Origin of the sequence: Pseudomonas sp. S34 (assembly GCF_009866745.1) — a bacterium.
Lineage (GTDB): Bacteria > Pseudomonadota > Gammaproteobacteria > Pseudomonadales > Pseudomonadaceae > Aquipseudomonas > Aquipseudomonas jessenii.
This window is the reverse complement of sequence record NZ_CP019398.1, coordinates 39,714-57,793: the sequence shown is the minus strand read 5'-3', so window position 1 is coordinate 57,793 and position 18,080 is coordinate 39,714. Positions and strand designations below refer to the sequence as shown.

The following is an 18,080-nucleotide window of genomic DNA, read 5'->3' as shown; positions in this document are numbered from 1 at the left end:
ACGATGCCCTTATCCGATGTTCGACAGTTTCAGCAGGTGGCGCAGATCGTTGAGCAAGTCCTTGCCCTTCACCGACGGGTCGTAGCGCAGAACCAGATTGCCGTGGGGGTCGATGATCCACAGGTGCGGCACGTCATTGCTCTGAGCGCCTTTTGTGTAGGCAGGCAAGTCCAGTGAATAACGTTGCAACTGCGGGTACTCGCGTTGAAGTTTAGTCTCGTAATCACTGTTCAGCGTCTGCGCGGTGGCCAATGCATGGATGGCGCGGGACGCATCGCGGCCCAGGCCGATCTGGATTTGCCGCGCCAGATACACCAGTTGCTGGCAGTCCACCGCGCAATCCTTGGGCGCGGTCACCAGTATCTGCCAACGCTCTTCCTGGGCCTGCACGCCGATGTCCGCCCGGCTCTGACCGTTGCCGATCAGTTCGCCGTGATAACTGCGGCCCTCGGGCACCCAGAAATTCAGCTTGTACATGCCGGTGGCAAGGATCATCGGACCGATCACCCCGAGCAGGATCAGCAGCAGTTGCATACGGCCCTTGCGCCGGTTCACCAACGGTTTCGCCTCAGACATGCTGGGTGGATTCATGGCCGCTCCCATGGTGTTTCTCCTTTGCGTTGTGCCAGCCGAGATAGAGATAAAGACCGAACAGGACGATCGCCATGGCGAACCACTGCACGGCATAAGCGATGTGTTTTTCCGGGCCCATGGCGACTACGGGCCAGTCGGCCTGATAGGTGGCGGGGCCGGTTTCGGCACGTAGTTCGTAGGCAAAGCCTTCGCGATTCAGTGCTGTCCAGAGCTTGTCTGGCTCAACGGCCGTAATCAGCTTCGGCCATGTCAACGTTGTGGGATCTGCGTGCAATTGGAACGTCGCCCCAGGGGAGACGTAGACCCACGCGTCAAGGCTTACCGCCTCGGTGGGTGTCTTGAATTGCGGTGGTGTGCGGCGCTCCGGCCAAGGCAACCAGCCGCGATTGACCAGCAGCCAAAGCCCGGTGGCCTGATCGTGAAAGGGTTGCAACAGCTCGACGCCAACCCTGCCGTTGCGTTGACTGTTATCCAGCAGCAGGCTGTGTTCGGCATCGAACCGGCCATACAGGTGAACCCGACGGAAGGCCGGGTCTGTCGTGTGTTGCAGTTCGGTGCTGGCCATCGGCTCGGCGGCCCGCCGCTCGGTGTAGCTTTGCAGCAGCACGCTTTTCTCTGCGCCCCGGCTCAACTGCCAGAGCCCCAGGGACACCAGTAGCGGCAGCAACAACGCCACCACCAGCGTTGGCACGATACCTGGCCGAAAGCAGTTCATGGCATTGCCAGAAAATCGGTCATCGCGATAGCTATACTCAAGTACATCGCTTGCCCCCCCGGAGTCTCACCATGCTCAAAGCAGCCATCGTCCTGATGCTGATTGCCACGGTTGTCAGCCTGTTCAGCGGCCTGTTTTTTCTGGTCAAGGACGACAGCCGCTCAAACCGCCTCGTCATTGCCTTGAGTGTTCGTGTGACCCTGGCCGCCCTTACCCTTGGCTTGATTGCCTGGGGCTTTTTCAGCGGCCAGTTGGTTTCCAATGCCCCTTGGTAACACGCTCCTACAAGCGGCTTTAAAGCACATAGACGAAAACAAACAGCCCGATCCACACCACATCCACGAAGTGCCAGTACCAGGTCGCCGCTTCGAAACCGAACTGGTGCTCGTTGTCGAAATGCCCGCGCATGATCCGCACCAGCATCACGAACAGGATGATGGTGCCGATGGTGACGTGGGCGCCATGGAACCCGGTGAGCATGAAGAAGGTCGCGCCGTAGATGCCCGAGCCCAGGGTCAGGCCCAGTTCGCGGTAGGCGTGCATGTACTCTTCGGCCTGGAAGATGAGGAACGCACTGCCGAGCAATACAGTGAGCGCCAGCCAGAGTTTCAGTGCGCCGCGATGGCCCTTTTTCAAGGCATGGTGGGCGATGGTCACGGTCACGCTGGAACTGACCAGCAACACGGTATTGAGTAGCGGCAGGCCCCAGGGGCTAATGACTTCCTTGGGCGGCGGAAACAGTTTCGAGTCGGGGTTGCTCAGCAACGGCCAGGTGAACTGGAAGTTCGGCCACAGCATGTGCGCCATGCCTTTGGCACCCTCACCACCGAGCGCCGGTCCGGAGATTTGACGCACATAAAACAGCGCGCCAAAAAAGGCGATGAAGAACATCACCTCCGAGAAGATGAACCAGCTCATGCCCCAGCGGAACGAGCGATCCATCTGTGCGCTGTACAAGCCGCCGCGACTTTCCTTGATCACCGTGCCGAACCAGCCAAACAGCATGTAGGCCAGCAACAGGCCACCGACGAAAAAGATCAGCGGCCCGTGGGATTCCGGACGCGCTGCTTTCAGATCATTGAACCAGGTGGCCAGGCCAAACACCGTGACGAACATCCCGACCGTGGCGATGATCGGCCATTTGCTCTGGGCCGGGACGTAATAATGTTCATGAGTTGCCATTTATTGTTCTCCTTATCGGGCACGCTCAGCCGCCAGTGTTTACAGCTACCGGTGGATGTCGGGCGGTGATATCGAACAGCGTGTAGGACAGCGTCAGGTGCTTCACATCCTTGGGCATGTCACGATCAACGATGAAACGTACCGGCATTTCGATCCGCTGACCGGGCTGCAGCACTTGCTGGGTAAAGCAGAAACATTCGGTCTTGTGGAAGTACGCCGCCGCATTGCTGGGCGCGATGCTCGGCACGGCTTGGGCGCTCATCGGCTTATCGGTGGGGTTGTGGGCGATGAAGATCATCTCGTTCACCGCCCCCGGGTTCGCGGTCAATTCGTCATGTTTGGGGTAAAAGTCCCACGGCATGTCGGCGGTGTTGGTCGACAGAAACTGCACGCGTACCTGCCGCGAGGTGTCGACCGTTTGCTCACCCTCGTACTGCCCGCCGGTCTTGCCATTAATGCCGAAGGCCTTGCACATCACGTCGTAGATCGGCACCAGGGCAAAGCCGAACACAAACATTGCCACCACCACGGTCAGCAGGCGCGTGACCAGTTTCTTCATCGAAATCGAGTCAGCCATGATTTCCGCACACCCCTGCAGGAGCGAGCTTGCTCGCGAAAAACTTGAGAGCGCCGTGGTGTGTCAGGCTTCCAGCGTCATCGTTGACGACCATCGCGAGCGAGCTCGCTCCTACAAAGGGCCAGGCGTTCATTTCACTTCCGGCGGCGTGGTGAAGGTGTGATACGGCGCCGGCGACGGGATGCTCCACTCCAGACCTTCAGCCCCATCCCACGGCTTGGCCGGTGCCGGCGCGCCGCCGCGAATGGTCTTGATCACGATGAACAGGAAGAAGATCTGCGTGGCGCCGAACATGAATGCGCCGATCGACGACACCATGTTGAAGTCGGCGAACTGCAGGTTGTAGTCCGGAATCCGTCGTGGCATGCCCGCCAGCCCCACAAAGTGCATCGGGAAGAAGGCCAGGTTCATGCCGATGAACGACAGCCAGAAATGCAGCTTGCCGAGGGTTTCGTCGTACATGTGGCCGGTCCATTTCGGCAGCCAGTAGTAGGCCGAGGCGAAGATCCCGAAGATCGCCCCCGGCACCAGCACGTAATGGAAGTGCGCGACCACGAAGTAGGTGTCCTGGTACTGGAAGTCCGCCGGGGCGATGGCCAGCATCAACCCGGAGAAACCGCCGATGGAGAACAGGATCACGAACGCCACGGCAAACAGCATCGGCGTCTCGAACGTCAACGAGCCCTGCCACATGGTGCTGGCCCAGTTGAACACCTTCACGCCCGTCGGCACCGCAATCAGCAACGTGGCGTACATGAAGAACAACTCGCCCACCAGCGGAATGCCGACCACGAACATGTGGTGCGCCCAGACGATGAACGACAGGAACGCGATACTCGCCGTGGCGTAGACCATCGAGGTGTAGCCGAACAATGGCTTGCGCGAAAAGGCCGGAATGATCGAGCTGACGGCGCCGAACGCCGGCAGGATCATGATGTACACCTCGGGGTGACCGAAGAACCAGAACACATGCTGGAACAGCACCGGGTCTCCGCCACCGGCGGCACTGAAGAAACTGGTGCCGAAGTGGATGTCCATCAGCATCATCGTCACGCAACCGGCCAGTACCGGCATCACCGCAATCAGCAGGAACGCGGTGATCAGCCAGGTCCAGACGAACAACGGCATTTTCATCAGCGTCATGCCGGGGGCGCGCAGGTTGAGGATGGTGGCGATCACGTTGATCGCGCCCATGATCGAACTGATCCCCATCAAGTGGATGGCGAAAATGAAGAAGGTCACGCTTTCCGGCGCGTAGGTCGTCGACAGCGGCGCATAGAACGTCCAGCCGAAGTTCGGCCCGCCACCGGCAGTGAACAGGGTCGACACCAGCATCAGGAACGCTGCCGGCAAGAGCCAGAAGCTGAAGTTGTTCATGCGCGGCAGGGCCATGTCCGGCGCGCCGATCATCAGCGGGATCATCCAGTTGGCGAGGCCGACGAAGGCCGGCATCACCGCACCGAAGACCATCACCAGACCGTGCATGGTGGTCATCTGGTTGAAAAATTCCGGCTGGACGATCTGCAGCCCCGGCTGGAACAGCTCGGCGCGAATCACCATCGCGAACGAACCGCCAAGCAGGAACATGGAGAACGCAAACCACAGGTACAACGTACCGATGTCCTTGTGGTTAGTGGTCAGCACCCAGCGCATCAGGCCTTTTGCGGGGCCATGGGCGTGGTCGGTGGCGGTATGAACATGTTCATCGATTACAGCAGTCATGTCCTGTCTCCTGCAAACAGATGGACTGGGCGGGCCGGGGTGCGTAGCCCCGACTGGTTCCTTACGTGCGCAATAGACCGGGTCATTTGCTTTCCGCCTGTTTCAGCTCCAGCACTTCTTTAGGCGTGACCATGTCGCCCTTGTTGTTGCCCCAGGCGTTACGTTCATAGGTCACGACCGCCGCGATATCGACCTCCGAGAGTTGCTTGCCGAATGCGGCCATGGAAGTGCCAGGCTTGCCGTGGAAGACAATGCCCAGGTGAGCGTCTTTCGGTCCGGTGGCGATTTTCGAGCCCTTGAGTGCCGGGAACATCGGCGGCAGACCCTGGCCTTCGGCCTGGTGACAGGCCACGCAGGTGGTGTGATAGACCTTGTCGCCGCGTTCCTTGAGCTCCTCGAGCGTCCATTCCTTGCTGGTCAGCTCTTTGAGCTGCGCGGCCTCGGCCTTGCGATCGGCCAGCCATTTTTCGTAATCGGCCTTTTCCTTGACCTCGACCACGGTCGGCATGAAGCCGTGATCCTTGCCGCACAACTCGGCGCACTGGCCACGGTAGATGCCGGGCTTGTCGATACGGGTCCAGGCTTCATTGACGAACCCGGGAATCGCATCGCGCTTGACCGCGAAAGCCGGCACCCACCAGGAGTGGATCACGTCGGCGGAGGTCACAAGGAAGCGCACCTTGGCACCGACCGGCAGCACCAATGGCTTGTCGACTTCGAGCAGATAGTGCTCGCCCTTGGTTTCCTTGTTGTGGATCTGATCCTGGGGGGTGGTCAGGTTGCTGAAGAACTCGACGTCCTGGCCCAGGTATTTGTAGTGCCACTTCCACTGGTAACCGGTGATCTGGATGTCGATTTCCGGCTCACTGGCGTCGTACATCTTGATCAGGGTCGCGGTAGCGGGAACCGCCATGGCCACCAGGATCAGGAAGGGCACGATGGTCCAGAGAATTTCGACGGTGGTGCTTTCATGAAATTTGGCGGCCACCTGCCCGGTCGAGCGGCGGTGGAGAATCATCGACCAGAACATGGCACCAAATACGATGATGCCGATCACCACACAGATCCAGAAAATGATCATGTGCAGGTCGAATACTGCGTGACTGATTTCAGTCGCTCCAGGCGCCATATTCACAGTCCAGGCCGCTTGCGCCTGACTGAAAATCGACCACAACAGGAGGCCCATCCAGACATGTGGATGTCGCATCATTGCGGGTTCCCCTTATCGTTCTTGTTATCCCGCCGGCTTTCACCTGCGGCAAGGGAGCGGCTGCATCAGACTACGAACTTGAGCACCGGGCCTTGCTGCATATGCAGTCGGGCGTCATCAGCTAACTCCATTCCACCCCGAGTATAGACAGCGACTCTCACCTCGCAATGCGAAGGCGTAAATGATCTGAAACAGCATTAACTTGCGTTGCAGGGCACGAATGGAGAAGGATGCAGACGAGTGGTGGCAAATCGATATAACGGGACCGTCTCAAGGATGAAATAATTATGACAAATGCGTCTTAGCATTTTTCGTAAGCCAGCTAAGTTATGTCTTCCCTATTTCATTGCCTTGTTTCCTGGAGTTTTCATGAACACCGCCGCATTGCGCGAGCAGATCCAAACAGCCCAACAACACGAAGCCGAGACCGGTCTGCTGACGCGTCAACTGGAAAGCAAACTGGCTCATCTGCACCCGGCGATCCAATTGCCGGAGGCCGATACCAAAGGCGTACTGACGCGATTTGTCGCCGCCTACATCGAAGAAGTGCCTGATCTGCTGGATGCAGCCAATGAAGTCGCCAGGGAAGCGGGCATTGAGTCACAGATCAAACCGGTGCTGAAAATCGCCGAGCAATACTTCCTCCAGCCGCCAGCCATCATGGCCGGCCATGCCGGGCTCGACAGTCTGCTGGATGAAGCCTATCTGGCGCACCGGTTTGTCGAAGAGGTCAACGACCTGTACATCAAGCATCTTGGCCAGCCACTGATCCCCTTGGACATGACTGTCGCCAACCTGATTGCTCACCAATTGATCGGTGAGACGTTCGCCAACCAACTGGACGAAGTGGTGCATCACGCCATCGACGAGATGCTCAACGACGAAACCTTCGCACTGGAGTCCGTGGAAGCCTACCGCGAGAAGCTCAACAGCCCGGACACCGGCGCCGCGTGGAAACGCTGGCCGTGCATGTCCCGCCGTTTGGGCGTAGGCCTGGAACTGGATCAGCCGGCGGCTTGATCCACCGGTAAACACAATCCCCTGTGGGAGCGGGCTTGCTCGCGAATGCGGTTAACCATTCAGCAAATATATTGGCTGATCCACCGCCTTCGCGAGCAAGCCCACTCCCACACTGTTATCTACCCGGCCGCCCCTATGCCGGTATTCGTTCGCACCCGCCCCTCGAGTCTGCGCTTCAATCCCCGCGATTCAATCAACAGCTTCGAACCCTTGGCCGCATTCGCCCGGCCCCACTCCTCCAGAAGCTCCAGACACGAGTGATCGATGTAGCTCAGGTTGTTAAGCGGCACATGCACCGTCGCGCCTGGTGGAATACCACCCAGCACCTGGGTCAGCGCCGGCACTTTGAGGAAGGTCGCCGCACCCACCAGGCGCAATTCCATTTCCCCTTCCTGAGGCAGGTCGATCAGGCTGATTTTCAACCGCGAAGCTTTCAGCGCCAGCTTCACCAGCGTCAGGCCGAAGCCAATCAATACGCCAGTCAGCAGGTCCGTGAAAACGATGGCGAGCGCGGTTGCCGCATAGGTGAACATCGGCGCCCGACCATACCGGCCCAAACCACGGAATACCTTGAGATCCACCAGCTTGAAACCGGTGTACACCAGCACGCCCGCCAGGCTCGCCACCGGAATGCTTTGCAGCACGCTGGATAGCAACAGTACGAACGCCAACAACCACAGGCCGTGGAAAATGGTCGAAAACCGCGTGGTTGCGCCAGCCTGAACATTCGCCGAACTGCGTACGATAACGCCGGTCATCGGCAACGCTCCAAGCAGGCCACACAGCATGTTGCCGATACCTTGCGCCGACAATTCCCGGTCGAAGTCCGAGCGCTGACCACTGTGCATACGATCAACCGCGGCGGCTGAAAGCAACGTTTCGGCGCTCGCGATGAAAGCCACGGCAAACGCCGCGATCAGCAAGGTCGGATCAGCCAGGTTGAGCAGATCCGCTGGCTTCAGCCAGTCGATGGCCTCCGTCAGGTTGGCCGGAACCTCAACCCGTTTGACCTGCAACGCCAGCATCAGGCTGGCAAGCGTGGCCAGACCGACGCCAAGTAGCGCGCCAGGAACGAAGCGCAGGGATTGCGGACGGAATTTATCCCACAGCCACATGACGGCGATTGTCGACAAACCAAGCAACCCGGCTTGCCAGCCAAACGTGGGCAACGCCAGAGACAGCGCCGCTGGGAAGGCTGCCAGGTTATCCAGACCCGAAGGTTTGGGCACGGCATCCAGCATCACATGCACCTGAGACAGGATGATCAGCACGCCAATCCCGGCCAGCATGCCGTACACCACCGCGGGTGCCGTCACTCGAAACCAGCAGCCCAGCTTCAATCGGCCAGCCACCAGTTGCAGCAAACCCGCCAACAACAGTATCGGCCCGAGCATGGCGATGCCGTGCTGGCGGACCAACTCGAATACCAGAACGGCCAGGCCCGCCGCCGGGCCGCTGACTTGCAGTGGCGAACCGGCCAACCAGCCGACCACCAGACCACCGATGATGCCGGTGATCAGGCCTTTGGCCGGCGGCAGCCCCGAAGCAATCGCGATGCCCATGCACAGAGGCAGGGCGACCAGAAACACAACCACCGAAGCCAGCAGCTCCCGTGGCAGAACAGCTTTGAGTCGAGCAGCACGCATGGTGAGTCTCCCGAAATTTTTCTTCAGGCATGGCAAAGCCAGGCTGCCTGAACGGCAGCCTCGGCTGAACCACACAACGATTTAGGAGGATTTAGAAGCGCGCTTTGGGCGTCGCCACGGGAATTGGCAGGCTGCCATTGAGCGGCAGGAAACAGCCTTGATCAGCGTCGTACGCTTTGATTTCGCTGGTTTCGATGTTGTAGACCCAGCCGTGAATAAATAGCTGACCGTTGGCCATGCGCGAAGCCACCGACGGATGGGTGCGCAGATGCTGCAACTGGGCGATCACATTCTCTTCAGTGAGGATGTGCATGCTTTCGCTTTCGCTAGAGCAGTTGCAGTTCTCTTGCACCATGGTTTTGGCCACTTCGGCATGACGCAGCCAGGCTTTGACCGTGGGCATTTTTTCCAGACTGTCCGGGTTGAGCACCGCACGCATGGCGCCGCAGTCGGAATGCCCGCAAATGATGATGTGATGCACCCCCAGAGCCAGTACGGCGTACTCGATGGCCGTGGAAACACCACCGTTCATTTGCCCGTAAGGCGGCACGACGTTGCCGACGTTACGGGTCACGAACAGGTCGCCGGGGGAGCTCTGGGTAATCAACTCGGGAACGATGCGCGAATCGGCGCAGGCGATGAACATCGCTCGTGGCCGCTGGGCCGTGGCGAGTTTCTTGAAGAGTTCTTCCTGTTGAGGAAAGATCTCATGATGAAAATGCAAAAAGCCGTCAACGATATGCTGCAACGCTGCATCGGCGGTTTCGGCCTCGGGTTGGGCTGAAGCCGACGCAGCCAACGGCTGTTTATCCTTGTCACTCATCAATTCATCCTCATTGGCGGGCTCAGGGAGTCATCCCGTGTGGTCCGGTGTGAAGCCAGTGGCTGGTTAAAAAACATCCAGGCCAAACATCTCGACCCATCAGTCACTCGATGAACAAGGTAGCGGCCGAATCTTAATTGAAACTGAATAAAACGCTCTAGAATGCGTGTTACAGGTCACAAAAAACGTGACCAGCCTAAGACGCGAGCGCGATCTTCAGTACTCAACCATAGGCCAATTGTCCTCAAATCAACGACATTTGGCGACCAGGCGGACAAAAGGCATTGCAGTCCAGGTCAAAGCCTTCCCGGCGATTGAGCCCCAGGCGCTTGATGGCTTTGGCAAAACGCTGTGCCAGCAGGTCGGCGAAAGGACCTTCGCCGCGCATTCGAGCACCAAAGCGGCTGTCGTAGAGTTCACCGCCACGGCTCTGGCGAATCAGGCTCAGCACATGCGCCGCCCGTTGCGGATAGTGGGCGCCCAGCCATTCTTCGAACAGCGGCGCCACTTCCAGCGGCAGACGCAGCATCATGTAGGCGGCGCTTTGTGCTCCGGCGCCGTGAGCCTCGGCGAGCAGGCTTTCGAGTTCGCTGTCGTTGATCATCGGAATCATCGGTGAACACAGGACGCCCACCGGAATGCCCGCCTCGCGCATGACCCTGATCGCCCGCAACCGGGCCTTGGGCGCCGCGGCGCGGGGTTCAAGTATGCGTTTGAGTTCGTCGTCCAGGGTGGTCAGGCTGATCATCACCGCCACCAGGTTTTGCTGTGCAAGTTCGGTCAGCAGGTCCAAATCGCGAAGGATCAGCGAGCCTTTGGTGACGATGGTCACGGGATGACGATATCGCAGCAGTACTTCGAGGGTTTGCCGGGTGATCCTGTATTCACGCTCGATCGGCTGATAGGGGTCGGTGTTGGAGCCGAGGTTGATCGGCGCACATTGATAGCCGCGTTTGGACAGTTGTTGCTCCAACACATCCACTGCGTTGGTCTTGGCGATCAGCTTTGTCTCGAAATCCAGCCCGGGCGACATGTCCCAATAGGCATGGCTTGGCCGCGCGTAGCAGTAGATGCAGCCATGCTCGCAACCGCGATAGGGATTGATCGATCGATCGAAGGGCAAGTCCGGCGACGTGTTGCGGGTAATGATGGTTTTCGCCGTTTCAATGCTCACCTCGGTACCCTGGGTGAGCGGTACTTCCTGATACCAGCCGTCGTCCTCAACCACCGAATGGCTGGGGGCAAAGCGGTTCTGCGGGTTGGTTGCGGTGCCGCGGCCGCGGGGAGGCAGAGAGCTGACCATCGGCGGACTCCTTGATCTGTATATCCATACAGTAACCGACCCACTGCCTGTCGACCAGTACCGCTCAGCCCCTCATCTGACAAAGGGGCATCATGATGCTTACTTGTTCATTGATAATCAGAAAACTCAGGAAACATATAGTCAGTGGTTGGATTCAATACCCAACCGTATATTCAACCCAACAGGCAATACCCTCAACAGCAATCAAATAAAAGGATTTATTAATGTCTTTCTTTAATCAGCGCGGTATTTTCCTTCAACTCATGCGACCAAATCCTTCGGAACCCAACACCTTGGTTTCTTTGCAACTGGCTCGCAAAGAGTTGAGTTGGGATGCGGAAAATGAAATGCAAATTGAGAAGCTGGTCGACTCAACTTACTACACAGCCACTTCCACCGACCTTGGCAACTCTTTCAGCATCCGGACCGTGGGCAAGGATGTCGATGGAGACGGGACCATCGATGCCGACGACAAAGCCAAGTTACAGGCGCTGGCAAAGGCTTATGCCAGTATCGTCAATCCCTGAGCCCTGACTTTCCGATCACTGGAAAGTGCTATTGCCGAATGTATGCGGGCTCCCGCATGCATTCCAGACAGCCTGGAGGATAAAAATGTCAATGCTCATAAAAACCGGTGTTTATCTACAACAAAAAGAAACGACGAAAGGTGTGCAGGTAATTATCAAGCTAATAAGGGCAGGCGAGTATCCGAACAAAACAATGGAGCAATTCGCTGATATTCTCGCAAGCGCTCCCTCAGTGACACTCCATATAAAAGACGAAGGCAAGACTTCAAAGCTCGATTTTGATCCTTGGTCCGATATCAATGTCACTCCAGACAATAGCATCGACGAAAAGGACATTGCCGCCCTTACACAACTTGCACTCGCTTTTTATCATCAACAAATAATTGCTCCAGAGGGCATAGCGTACCTTTATCGTCTTCCCGCTGAATCACCCGAGCTTCGAGTAGACGTTGAGGAATTTGAAATTGACGAAGATGATCATCAACTGTATAGCCTCGGTGTGTACGAGACTAAATCTACGAATGCCGGCTCGTCTTTTGAAGGTCGCAAGCGCAACCCTTTAACTGGACAGGTGTTTAACTATGGGCTCGGACTGAACGAGCTGCTCAAATCCTTCATCAAACTGAAACTATAACCTGAGCACGGACTTCACGATTCTTTGACAGTCAGCTCACGGGCCTTTGACCGTGCATGGCTGATCCTTGCCACCATCTTCCCGTCCCTTTCTGAACGGTCGCTCAAGCATGCTTTTTCCACGTTTTTTATCTGCAATATGCTTGTCGCTGGTTGTGCTCGCTAACCTGACACCGGCACTTGCTGACGACAGTGTGATGCAGCGTCCAGCAAACTGGGCTCAACAGATAGAGAAGCAATACAACCTCTTCCAGATGTCGCCGACGCTCTATCGCAGCGCCTTGCCGGACAAGGGCGCGGTGCCGCTGCTGGAGAAACTCAAGGTAGGCACTGTGATCAATTTCCTGCCCGAAGCAGACTCCAGTTGGTTGTCCGCGCCAGGCATCACGCAAGTACAACTGCCTTATCGCACCAACCATGTGGATGACGCCGATGTGCTCAAGGCCTTGCGCGCCATTCGGTCCGCCGAAGCCAAAGGCCCGGTGCTGATGCACTGCAAACACGGTTCCGACCGTACCGGCCTGATGGCCGCCATGTACCGGGCTGTCATCCAGGGCTGGACCAAGGAGGAGGCCCTGAACGAAATGACCCAGGGCGGCTTTGGCGACAGCACCCACTTCAAGGACGGAATTCGCTACATGATGCAGGCCGACGTGGAAAAACTGCGCACGGCCCTGGCCAATGGCGATTGCAGCACCAGCCCATTCGCTGCGTGTTCAATGAAGAGCTGGTTCAAGTCCGCTCACATCGAATAAAAAAAGCCCCCGCTGCATTGCGCAACGGGGGCTTTTTTCACTCAATTTTGTTCGTCAGGCTTTTTCTTCAGCTTCGGATTCGGGAAGAACTGAACCGGCTGAACCTTGGTGTCGGCAGGTTTTGGGGCGCTGGTGTTCACCCGCGTACCCAACTCCTTGGGCACCGACAGCCCTTGCTCATTGAGTGTGTCGGAGTAACCGCAGGCCACGCACTCTCGGTGCGGGACCTGGTCTTCATTCCACATCATCAATTTGTCCGGCTCGCTGCATGCCGGGCAGACCGCCCCGGCGATAAAGCGTTTTTTCGTAATCACAGGTCCCTCACTCATGCTGCCGCGCCCTCACTCAGGCCGCTGTGGCGCAAGAGTGCGTCAATTGATGGCTCACGACCACGGAAGTCGACGAACAGCACCATCGGCTCCTGGGAGCCGCCACGGGCCAGGATTGCTTCGCGGAACGCACGACCGGTGTCGGCGTTGAGCACGCCTTCTTCTTCGAACTTCGAGAACGCATCGGCCGACAGCACTTCAGCCCACTTATAGCTGTAGTAACCCGCGGCGTAACCGCCAGCGAAGATGTGCGCAAAGCTGTTGGGGAAGCGGTTGTAGGCCGGCGGACGCATCACCGAAACCTCGTCACGCACGCCTTCAAGCACTTGCAGCACGCTGCGGCCGTCGCCGTGGGTAGCGTGCAGTTCGAAGTCGAACAGCGAGAACTCCAGTTGGCGCACCATCATCAGGCCGGACTGGAAGTTTTTCGCCGCAAGCATCTTTCCGAGCAGGTCCTGAGGCAGCGGTTCGCCGGTTTCATAATGACCGGAAATCAGCGCCAGGCCTTCCGGCTCCCAGCACCAGTTTTCCATGAACTGGCTCGGCAGCTCGACCGCATCCCAAGCCACGCCGTTGATGCCGGACACGCCAGCATGCTCGACGCGGGTCAGCAGGTGATGCAGGCCGTGACCGAACTCATGGAACAGGGTGGTGACTTCGTCGTGGGTCAGCAGTGCTGGCTTGCCGCTGTCGGCCGGGGTGAAGTTGCACACCAGGTTGGCTACCGGGCTTTGCAATACACCACCAGCGGTGCGACGACGGTCGCGGGCGCCATCCATCCAGGCGCCGCCACGCTTGTTGGCGCGAGCATAGAGGTCGAAGAAGAAGCGGCCGACGTGCTGGCCGTTTTCCTTGATTTCAAACAGGCGGACATCCGGGTGCCAGGTGTCGAAGCCTTTCTGCTCGGCAATCTCGATGCCGTACAGGCGCTGGACGATGGCGAACAGACCGCTGAGTACCTTGTCGATCGGGAAGTAGGCGCGCAGGGCTTCCTGGGCGACGCTGTAACGCTGTTCACGGAGTTTTTCGCCGTAGAAACCGCTGTCCCAGCTTTGCAGATCCGGGCAGCCCTGTTCGGCGGCATAAGCCTTGAGCTGTTCCAGATCCTGGGCAGCGAACGGTTTGCTGCGCTTGGCCAGGTCGCGCAGGAAACTCAGCACCTGATCGCTGGACTCGGCCATTTTGGTCGCCAGGCTCAACTCGGAGAAACTGCTGAACCCCAAGAGTTTTGCCAGTTCCTGACGCAGGTCGAGGATTTCTTCCATGACCGGGCCGTTGTCGTTCTGGCCGGCATTCGGCCCCTGGTCCGACGCCCGGGTGCAGTACGCGGCATAGACTTCTTCACGCAGCGCGCGGTCCTGGGCGTAGGTCATCACCGCGTAATAGCTCGGGAATTCCAGGGTGATCAGCCAGCCGTCCAGATCCTTGGCCTGAGCCGCGGCGGCCATTTGCGCTTTGGCCGAATCGGTCAGGCCGGCGAGGGCGGCCTCATCGGTGATGTGCTTGGTCCAGGCCTGAGTGGCATCGAGCAACTGGTTGGAAAAACGGCTGCCCAATTCGGACAGCTTGCTCTGCACTTCGGCGTAACGCTTTTGTTCGGCTTCCGGCAGGTCGATACCCGACAGACGGAAGTCACGCAGGGAGTGTTCCAGGATAGTTTTCTGCGCCACGTCGAAACCGGCGGCCTCCGGGCTGCTGGCCAGGGCTTCGAAAGCCTGGAACAGTTCGCGGTTCTGACCCATTTCAGTGGAATAGGCGCTCAAGGCCGGCAGGCACGACTCGTAGGCTTCACGCAATTCGGCGCTGTTGCACACCGCATTGAGGTGGCTGACCGGGCTCCAGGCGGCGCCCAGACGGTCGTTGAGTTCGTCCATCGCCAGCACCAGGCCAGCCCACGTTGGCTGTTCGGCCTGGGTCTTGAGGATCTCGACGATAGCGGCACGGTTGTCAGCCAGGATCTGTTCAATGGCCGGTTGTACGTGTTCGGCGCGGATGGCGGAGAACGGCGGCAGGTCATAGGACTGCAAAAGAGGGTTGTTCACGCTCACGGTTGATACCTTGGCTGGAGAAACATGCAGCCATCTTAATTACAATCGACGTTCACCGCAGCTATCAGCAATAGAGAGAAACCCTATCGTGAACCTTCGCAAGTATCAGAACCACACGCCGCTGCTGGGTAAAGGCGCTTTTGTCGACGGCTCGGCGGTGGTGATCGGCGACGTTGAAATCGGCGAAGACAGTTCGGTCTGGCCGCTGACAGTGATCCGTGGCGACATGCACCGAATCCGCATCGGCGCGCGCACCAGCGTGCAGGATGGCTGCGTGTTGCACATCACCCACGCCGGGCCGTTCAACCCGGACGGCTTTCCGTTGCTGATCGGCGATGACGTGACCATCGCCCACAAGGTCATGCTGCATGGCTGTTCGGTGGGCAGCCGGGTGTTGATCGGCATGGGCAGCATCGTCATGGACGGTGCGGTGGTCGACGATGAGGTGATCATCGGTGCCGGCAGCCTGGTGCCGCCGGGCAAGCATCTGCAAAGCGGCTTCCTGTATGTGGGCAGCCCGGTGAAGCAGATCCGCCCGCTGACTGACAAGGAACGCGCGTTTTTCACCTACAGCGCGGCGAACTACGTGAAGCTCAAGGACCTGCATCTGGCCGAAGGCTACGACCAGCTTTGACCCGGCCCCTTATTCAGGATTCGACATGCATTACCAAACCGTTTTGTTCGACCTCGATGGCACCCTGACCGACCCACGTGAGGGCATTACTCGTTCGATCCAGTTCGCCCTGAGCAAACTGGGTATCGATGAGCCGGACCTGGCCAGACTCGAACACTTCATCGGCCCGCCGTTGTTGCAGGCATTCATGCAGTTCTACGACTTCGATGAAGCCAGGGCCTGGGAAGCGGTGAATTTCTACCGCGAGCGCTTCAAGGTCACCGGCCTCTACGAAAACCGGGTGTTCGATGGTGTCACGCCACTACTGGAAGCCCTGAGCGGGCAAGGCCGACAGCTGTACATCGCAACCTCTAAACCGTGGGTGTTCGCCCGGGAAATCGCCCGGCATTTCGATTTTGCCAAACACTTCAAGGTGATTTACGGCAGCGAACTGGACGGCACCCGGACCAACAAGGTAGAGCTGATCGCTCACCTGATGGCCGAAGAAAACCTGGACCCGGCCAACACTTTGATGATCGGCGACCGCAAGCACGACCTGATCGGCGCGCGCAGCAATGGCCTGGACGCGGCGGCGGTAGGTTACGGGTTCGGCAGCCATGAAGAGTTGAGCGCCGAAGCGCCGACGTATCACTTTGAGACGCTGGAAGAGTTGCATCAGGCGTTTTTACAGCGTTGACAGGATCGACACAAATCAACTGTGGGAGCGGGCTTGCTCGCGAAGGCGGTGTATCAGGCAACATTGTTGTCGACTGACACTCCCTCTTCGCGAGCAAGCCCGCTCCCACAGGGGACGGTGTACTTCCTCAAGGTCTGGGCGGCGGGGCGAGTTTCTGTCCTTGCTCAACCGCCCAGCTCACCACCTGCACGGTCAACTGATCGCTCGCCTGACCGAACCCGGCCACCACCGCCGGGACTTGCACATTGCTCAACGGCTGGCGCACTTCAAAGCGGCGGCTGGCGAGGATGCGCTGGTCGTAACTGCGCACCAGCAATGCATCCAGACGCACGACCGCGCTGGCATTCGTGCCCTGGTATTCAGTCTGGAACGCCTGCAGGCTGCCGCCCAATTCAAGATCGGTCTGGAAAATGCTGTCATCGGTGCTCAGCAGCGGCACCCGCCCGTCATGCTGGAAACCTTCCAGCAGGCGATTGCGCACCAGCACCGGCGCCGGGTCGCTCCAGCGTGAACCCTTGTAGTGGCTGATCACATCGCCCTGGGGAATTACGGCAATGTTCGGACTGTTCAACGCTTCGCTGGACTGGAGTTTGCTCAGGCGCAGCGACCAGCGCTGCGGCGTGCCATGGCTGGCCGATGCGCTCTGGGCCGACGGCAATCGATAGACCTCGAAGGGCTCGGGCTTGGGCAGGATCGAGCACGAACTGATCAATGTGAAGCCAGCGAGGAGGGCAATCCGAATCAGCTTCATGGCGTAAATTCCTTGGTCTTGTCACTGCCCAGCAGGTAACCGCTGGGGTTGGCTTCCAGGCGTGTGGTGATGGTGCGCAACGAACTCAGGGTTTCGCGCATCTCACGGACCGCCGGGCCCAGGCCATTAAGGCCTTGCATGCCGCTGTTGAGCGAATCCTGATTGGCGGTGATCAGTTTGTTGAGGGTGGCGCTGCTCTCCTGCAGCGACTTCATCGCCTGCTCGGCGCTGCCCAGCGCTTCCTTGCCATGCTCGTTGAGCAGCCCGTTGGCATTGCGCATCAACGCCGTCGTCTGCTCCAGCATGGTGTTGGCCTGCTTACCCACCGAGGCCAGTTGCTGCATGGTCTGGCGGATATCGCCGCGCTGATCGGCAATGGCCCCGGTGGTTTGCTCCAGGTGCTCCAGGGTGTTGCTGATGCGCTCGATGTTTTCCGTGGAGAACATCAGATTGGCGTTATGCATCAGCGTACTCACCCCGGCCATCAGGTCTTCGCTGTCATTGAGCAGCCGGGCGATGGGCGAGGGCGAGGCGACGATGGTCGGCAGGTTACCGTCCTTGCCCTTGAGCGTCGGACTCTGTGGTGTGCCGCCGCTGAGTTGGATGATCGAAGTCCCGGTGACGCCGGTCAGGGCCAGTTTGGCCTGGGTGTCCTCCTTGACCGGGGTATCGCCGGCCAAGCGAATTCGCGCCAGCACCCGGCGCGGGTCTTTCGGGTCCAGGCGCAGCGAGATCACGTCGCCGACCTTGATCCCGCTGTACTGTACCGAGCTACCTTGGGACAAACCGCTGACCGCCTCGTTGAACACGACTTCGTAGTCCTTGAACTCGGTGTCGACACTGGACTTGGCCAGCCACAGGCCGAACAGCAGCGCGGCCGTCACCACAATCACGGTGAACAGGCCGATCAATACATGATGGGCTCGGGTTTCCAT

The 18,080-nt window shown here is 58.7% G+C and carries 20 protein-coding genes; 7 read left to right on the top strand and 13 right to left on the bottom strand.

What is annotated here, in order from left to right:
- Positions 1–9: 9 nt before the first annotated feature.
- Together PspS34_RS00285 and PspS34_RS00280 are read right to left on the bottom strand one after the other, a co-directional pair.
- Entirely contained in the window at positions 10–603 is a 594-nt protein-coding gene (locus PspS34_RS00285; RefSeq protein ID WP_154860831.1) for a hypothetical protein, read from the bottom strand.
- Positions 569–1,309 carry an SURF1 family protein gene (locus tag PspS34_RS00280; RefSeq protein WP_150812644.1) on the bottom strand — a complete coding sequence of 247 codons (741 nt, stop codon included), beginning with the start codon at positions 1,307–1,309 and terminating at the stop codon, positions 569–571. Before PspS34_RS00280 ends, PspS34_RS00285 begins: the two co-directional genes overlap by 35 nt.
- A 71-nt stretch (positions 1,310–1,380) precedes the next feature.
- Between PspS34_RS00280 and PspS34_RS00275 the strand changes: the two genes are divergently transcribed.
- A complete protein-coding gene (locus tag PspS34_RS00275; protein ID WP_057712609.1) occupies positions 1,381–1,584 on the top strand; it encodes a twin transmembrane helix small protein in 204 nt (67 codons plus the stop codon).
- Between the two features lie 19 nt (positions 1,585–1,603).
- On the opposite strand, the gene PspS34_RS00270 is transcribed toward PspS34_RS00275, so the two are convergent.
- The 4 genes from PspS34_RS00270 to coxB form a co-directional block, all read right to left on the bottom strand.
- Complete coding sequence (locus tag PspS34_RS00270) at positions 1,604–2,491, bottom strand: cytochrome c oxidase subunit 3 (RefSeq protein ID WP_090452324.1); 888 nt, start codon at positions 2,489–2,491, stop codon at positions 1,604–1,606.
- Positions 2,492–2,516: 25 nt separating this feature from the next.
- The gene (locus PspS34_RS00265; protein ID WP_056726726.1) at positions 2,517–3,068 is read right to left on the bottom strand and encodes a cytochrome c oxidase assembly protein; all 552 of its coding nucleotides are present in this window, start codon (positions 3,066–3,068) and stop codon (positions 2,517–2,519) included.
- A gap of 129 nt (positions 3,069–3,197) precedes the next feature.
- A complete protein-coding gene (ctaD, locus tag PspS34_RS00260; protein ID WP_057712611.1) occupies positions 3,198–4,790 on the bottom strand; it encodes a cytochrome c oxidase subunit I in 1,593 nt (530 codons plus the stop codon).
- Positions 4,791–4,872: 82 nt separating this feature from the next.
- Entirely contained in the window at positions 4,873–6,000 is a 1,128-nt protein-coding gene (gene coxB, locus PspS34_RS00255) for a cytochrome c oxidase subunit II (protein ID WP_090452322.1), read from the bottom strand.
- Positions 6,001–6,369: 369 nt separating this feature from the next.
- On the opposite strand from coxB, the gene PspS34_RS00250 reads away from it, so the two are divergent.
- On the top strand, positions 6,370–7,020 hold the full coding sequence (locus PspS34_RS00250) for a hypothetical protein (RefSeq protein WP_057712613.1): 651 nt from the start codon (positions 6,370–6,372) through the stop codon (positions 7,018–7,020).
- 119 nt (positions 7,021–7,139) lie between these two features.
- Here the strand turns inward: PspS34_RS00250 and PspS34_RS00245 are convergent, their stop codons facing one another.
- From PspS34_RS00245 to PspS34_RS00235, 3 genes are all read right to left on the bottom strand, one after another.
- Positions 7,140–8,666: a SulP family inorganic anion transporter gene (locus tag PspS34_RS00245; protein ID WP_150812645.1), complete on the bottom strand. Its 1,527-nt coding sequence runs from the start codon at positions 8,664–8,666 to the stop codon at positions 7,140–7,142.
- A gap of 91 nt (positions 8,667–8,757) precedes the next feature.
- Entirely contained in the window at positions 8,758–9,489 is a 732-nt protein-coding gene (locus PspS34_RS00240) for a carbonic anhydrase (protein ID WP_008045785.1), read from the bottom strand.
- A 244-nt stretch (positions 9,490–9,733) separates the two neighbouring features.
- On the bottom strand, positions 9,734–10,792 hold the full coding sequence (locus PspS34_RS00235; protein WP_150812646.1) for a PA0069 family radical SAM protein: 1,059 nt from the start codon (positions 10,790–10,792) through the stop codon (positions 9,734–9,736).
- Between the two features lie 224 nt (positions 10,793–11,016).
- Here PspS34_RS00235 and PspS34_RS00230 point away from each other — a divergent pair, with 224 nt between their 5' ends.
- The 3 genes from PspS34_RS00230 to PspS34_RS00220 all read left to right on the top strand — a co-directional run bounded on the left by PspS34_RS00230 (position 11,017) and on the right by PspS34_RS00220 (position 12,707).
- The gene (locus tag PspS34_RS00230) at positions 11,017–11,319 is read left to right on the top strand and encodes a hypothetical protein (protein ID WP_150812647.1); all 303 of its coding nucleotides are present in this window, start codon (positions 11,017–11,019) and stop codon (positions 11,317–11,319) included.
- 85 nt (positions 11,320–11,404) lie between these two features.
- On the top strand, positions 11,405–11,953 hold the full coding sequence (locus tag PspS34_RS00225; protein WP_150812648.1) for a hypothetical protein: 549 nt from the start codon (positions 11,405–11,407) through the stop codon (positions 11,951–11,953).
- A gap of 109 nt (positions 11,954–12,062) precedes the next feature.
- Positions 12,063–12,707 carry a tyrosine-protein phosphatase gene (locus tag PspS34_RS00220; RefSeq protein ID WP_202982165.1) on the top strand — a complete coding sequence of 215 codons (645 nt, stop codon included), beginning with the start codon at positions 12,063–12,065 and terminating at the stop codon, positions 12,705–12,707.
- Between the two features lie 41 nt (positions 12,708–12,748).
- Here PspS34_RS00220 and PspS34_RS00215 read toward each other — a convergent pair whose 3' ends face one another.
- Positions 12,749–13,036 carry a YheV family putative zinc ribbon protein gene (locus PspS34_RS00215; protein ID WP_057712619.1) on the bottom strand — a complete coding sequence of 96 codons (288 nt, stop codon included), beginning with the start codon at positions 13,034–13,036 and terminating at the stop codon, positions 12,749–12,751.
- Positions 13,033–15,084, bottom strand: coding sequence for an oligopeptidase A (prlC, locus tag PspS34_RS00210; RefSeq protein ID WP_150812650.1), 2,052 nt, complete (start codon positions 15,082–15,084; stop codon positions 13,033–13,035). The genes PspS34_RS00215 and prlC overlap by 4 nt, the downstream gene beginning before the upstream one ends.
- Positions 15,085–15,172: 88 nt before the next feature.
- Here prlC and PspS34_RS00205 point away from each other — a divergent pair, with 88 nt between their 5' ends.
- Together PspS34_RS00205 and PspS34_RS00200 are read left to right on the top strand one after the other, a co-directional pair.
- The gene (locus PspS34_RS00205; RefSeq protein WP_150812651.1) at positions 15,173–15,718 is read left to right on the top strand and encodes a gamma carbonic anhydrase family protein; all 546 of its coding nucleotides are present in this window, start codon (positions 15,173–15,175) and stop codon (positions 15,716–15,718) included.
- 25 nt (positions 15,719–15,743) lie between these two features.
- A complete protein-coding gene (locus tag PspS34_RS00200; RefSeq protein WP_150812652.1) occupies positions 15,744–16,394 on the top strand; it encodes an HAD family hydrolase in 651 nt (216 codons plus the stop codon).
- A gap of 127 nt (positions 16,395–16,521) precedes the next feature.
- Here the strand turns inward: PspS34_RS00200 and PspS34_RS00195 are convergent, their stop codons facing one another.
- Positions 16,522–17,145 carry an ABC-type transport auxiliary lipoprotein family protein gene (locus PspS34_RS00195; RefSeq protein WP_154860833.1) on the bottom strand — a complete coding sequence of 208 codons (624 nt, stop codon included), beginning with the start codon at positions 17,143–17,145 and terminating at the stop codon, positions 16,522–16,524.
- Positions 17,142–18,080, bottom strand: coding sequence for an MlaD family protein (locus PspS34_RS00190; protein ID WP_090452304.1), 939 nt, complete (start codon positions 18,078–18,080; stop codon positions 17,142–17,144). Before PspS34_RS00190 ends, PspS34_RS00195 begins: the two co-directional genes overlap by 4 nt.

Coding starts and splice junctions, on each gene's coding strand:
- PspS34_RS00275 (WP_057712609.1), top strand. CDS start 1,381: ATGCTCAAAGCAGCCATCGTCCTGATGCTGATTGCCACGGTTGTCAGC.
- PspS34_RS00240 (WP_008045785.1), bottom strand. CDS start 9,489: ATGAGTGACAAGGATAAACAGCCGTTGGCTGCGTCGGCTTCAGCCCAA.
- PspS34_RS00245 (WP_150812645.1), bottom strand. CDS start 8,666: ATGCGTGCTGCTCGACTCAAAGCTGTTCTGCCACGGGAGCTGCTGGCT.
- PspS34_RS00200 (WP_150812652.1), top strand. CDS start 15,744: ATGCATTACCAAACCGTTTTGTTCGACCTCGATGGCACCCTGACCGAC.
- ctaD (WP_057712611.1), bottom strand. CDS start 4,790: ATGACTGCTGTAATCGATGAACATGTTCATACCGCCACCGACCACGCC.
- PspS34_RS00230 (WP_150812647.1), top strand. CDS start 11,017: ATGTCTTTCTTTAATCAGCGCGGTATTTTCCTTCAACTCATGCGACCA.
- PspS34_RS00250 (WP_057712613.1), top strand. CDS start 6,370: ATGAACACCGCCGCATTGCGCGAGCAGATCCAAACAGCCCAACAACAC.
- PspS34_RS00280 (WP_150812644.1), bottom strand. CDS start 1,309: ATGAACTGCTTTCGGCCAGGTATCGTGCCAACGCTGGTGGTGGCGTTG.
- PspS34_RS00265 (WP_056726726.1), bottom strand. CDS start 3,068: ATGGCTGACTCGATTTCGATGAAGAAACTGGTCACGCGCCTGCTGACC.
- PspS34_RS00195 (WP_154860833.1), bottom strand. CDS start 17,145: ATGAAGCTGATTCGGATTGCCCTCCTCGCTGGCTTCACATTGATCAGT.
- PspS34_RS00190 (WP_090452304.1), bottom strand. CDS start 18,080: ATGGAAACCCGAGCCCATCATGTATTGATCGGCCTGTTCACCGTGATT.
- PspS34_RS00235 (WP_150812646.1), bottom strand. CDS start 10,792: ATGGTCAGCTCTCTGCCTCCCCGCGGCCGCGGCACCGCAACCAACCCG.
- coxB (WP_090452322.1), bottom strand. CDS start 6,000: ATGATGCGACATCCACATGTCTGGATGGGCCTCCTGTTGTGGTCGATT.
- PspS34_RS00220 (WP_202982165.1), top strand. CDS start 12,063: ATGCTTTTTCCACGTTTTTTATCTGCAATATGCTTGTCGCTGGTTGTG.
- PspS34_RS00270 (WP_090452324.1), bottom strand. CDS start 2,491: ATGGCAACTCATGAACATTATTACGTCCCGGCCCAGAGCAAATGGCCG.
- PspS34_RS00225 (WP_150812648.1), top strand. CDS start 11,405: ATGTCAATGCTCATAAAAACCGGTGTTTATCTACAACAAAAAGAAACG.
- PspS34_RS00215 (WP_057712619.1), bottom strand. CDS start 13,036: ATGAGTGAGGGACCTGTGATTACGAAAAAACGCTTTATCGCCGGGGCG.
- PspS34_RS00285 (WP_154860831.1), bottom strand. CDS start 603: ATGGGAGCGGCCATGAATCCACCCAGCATGTCTGAGGCGAAACCGTTG.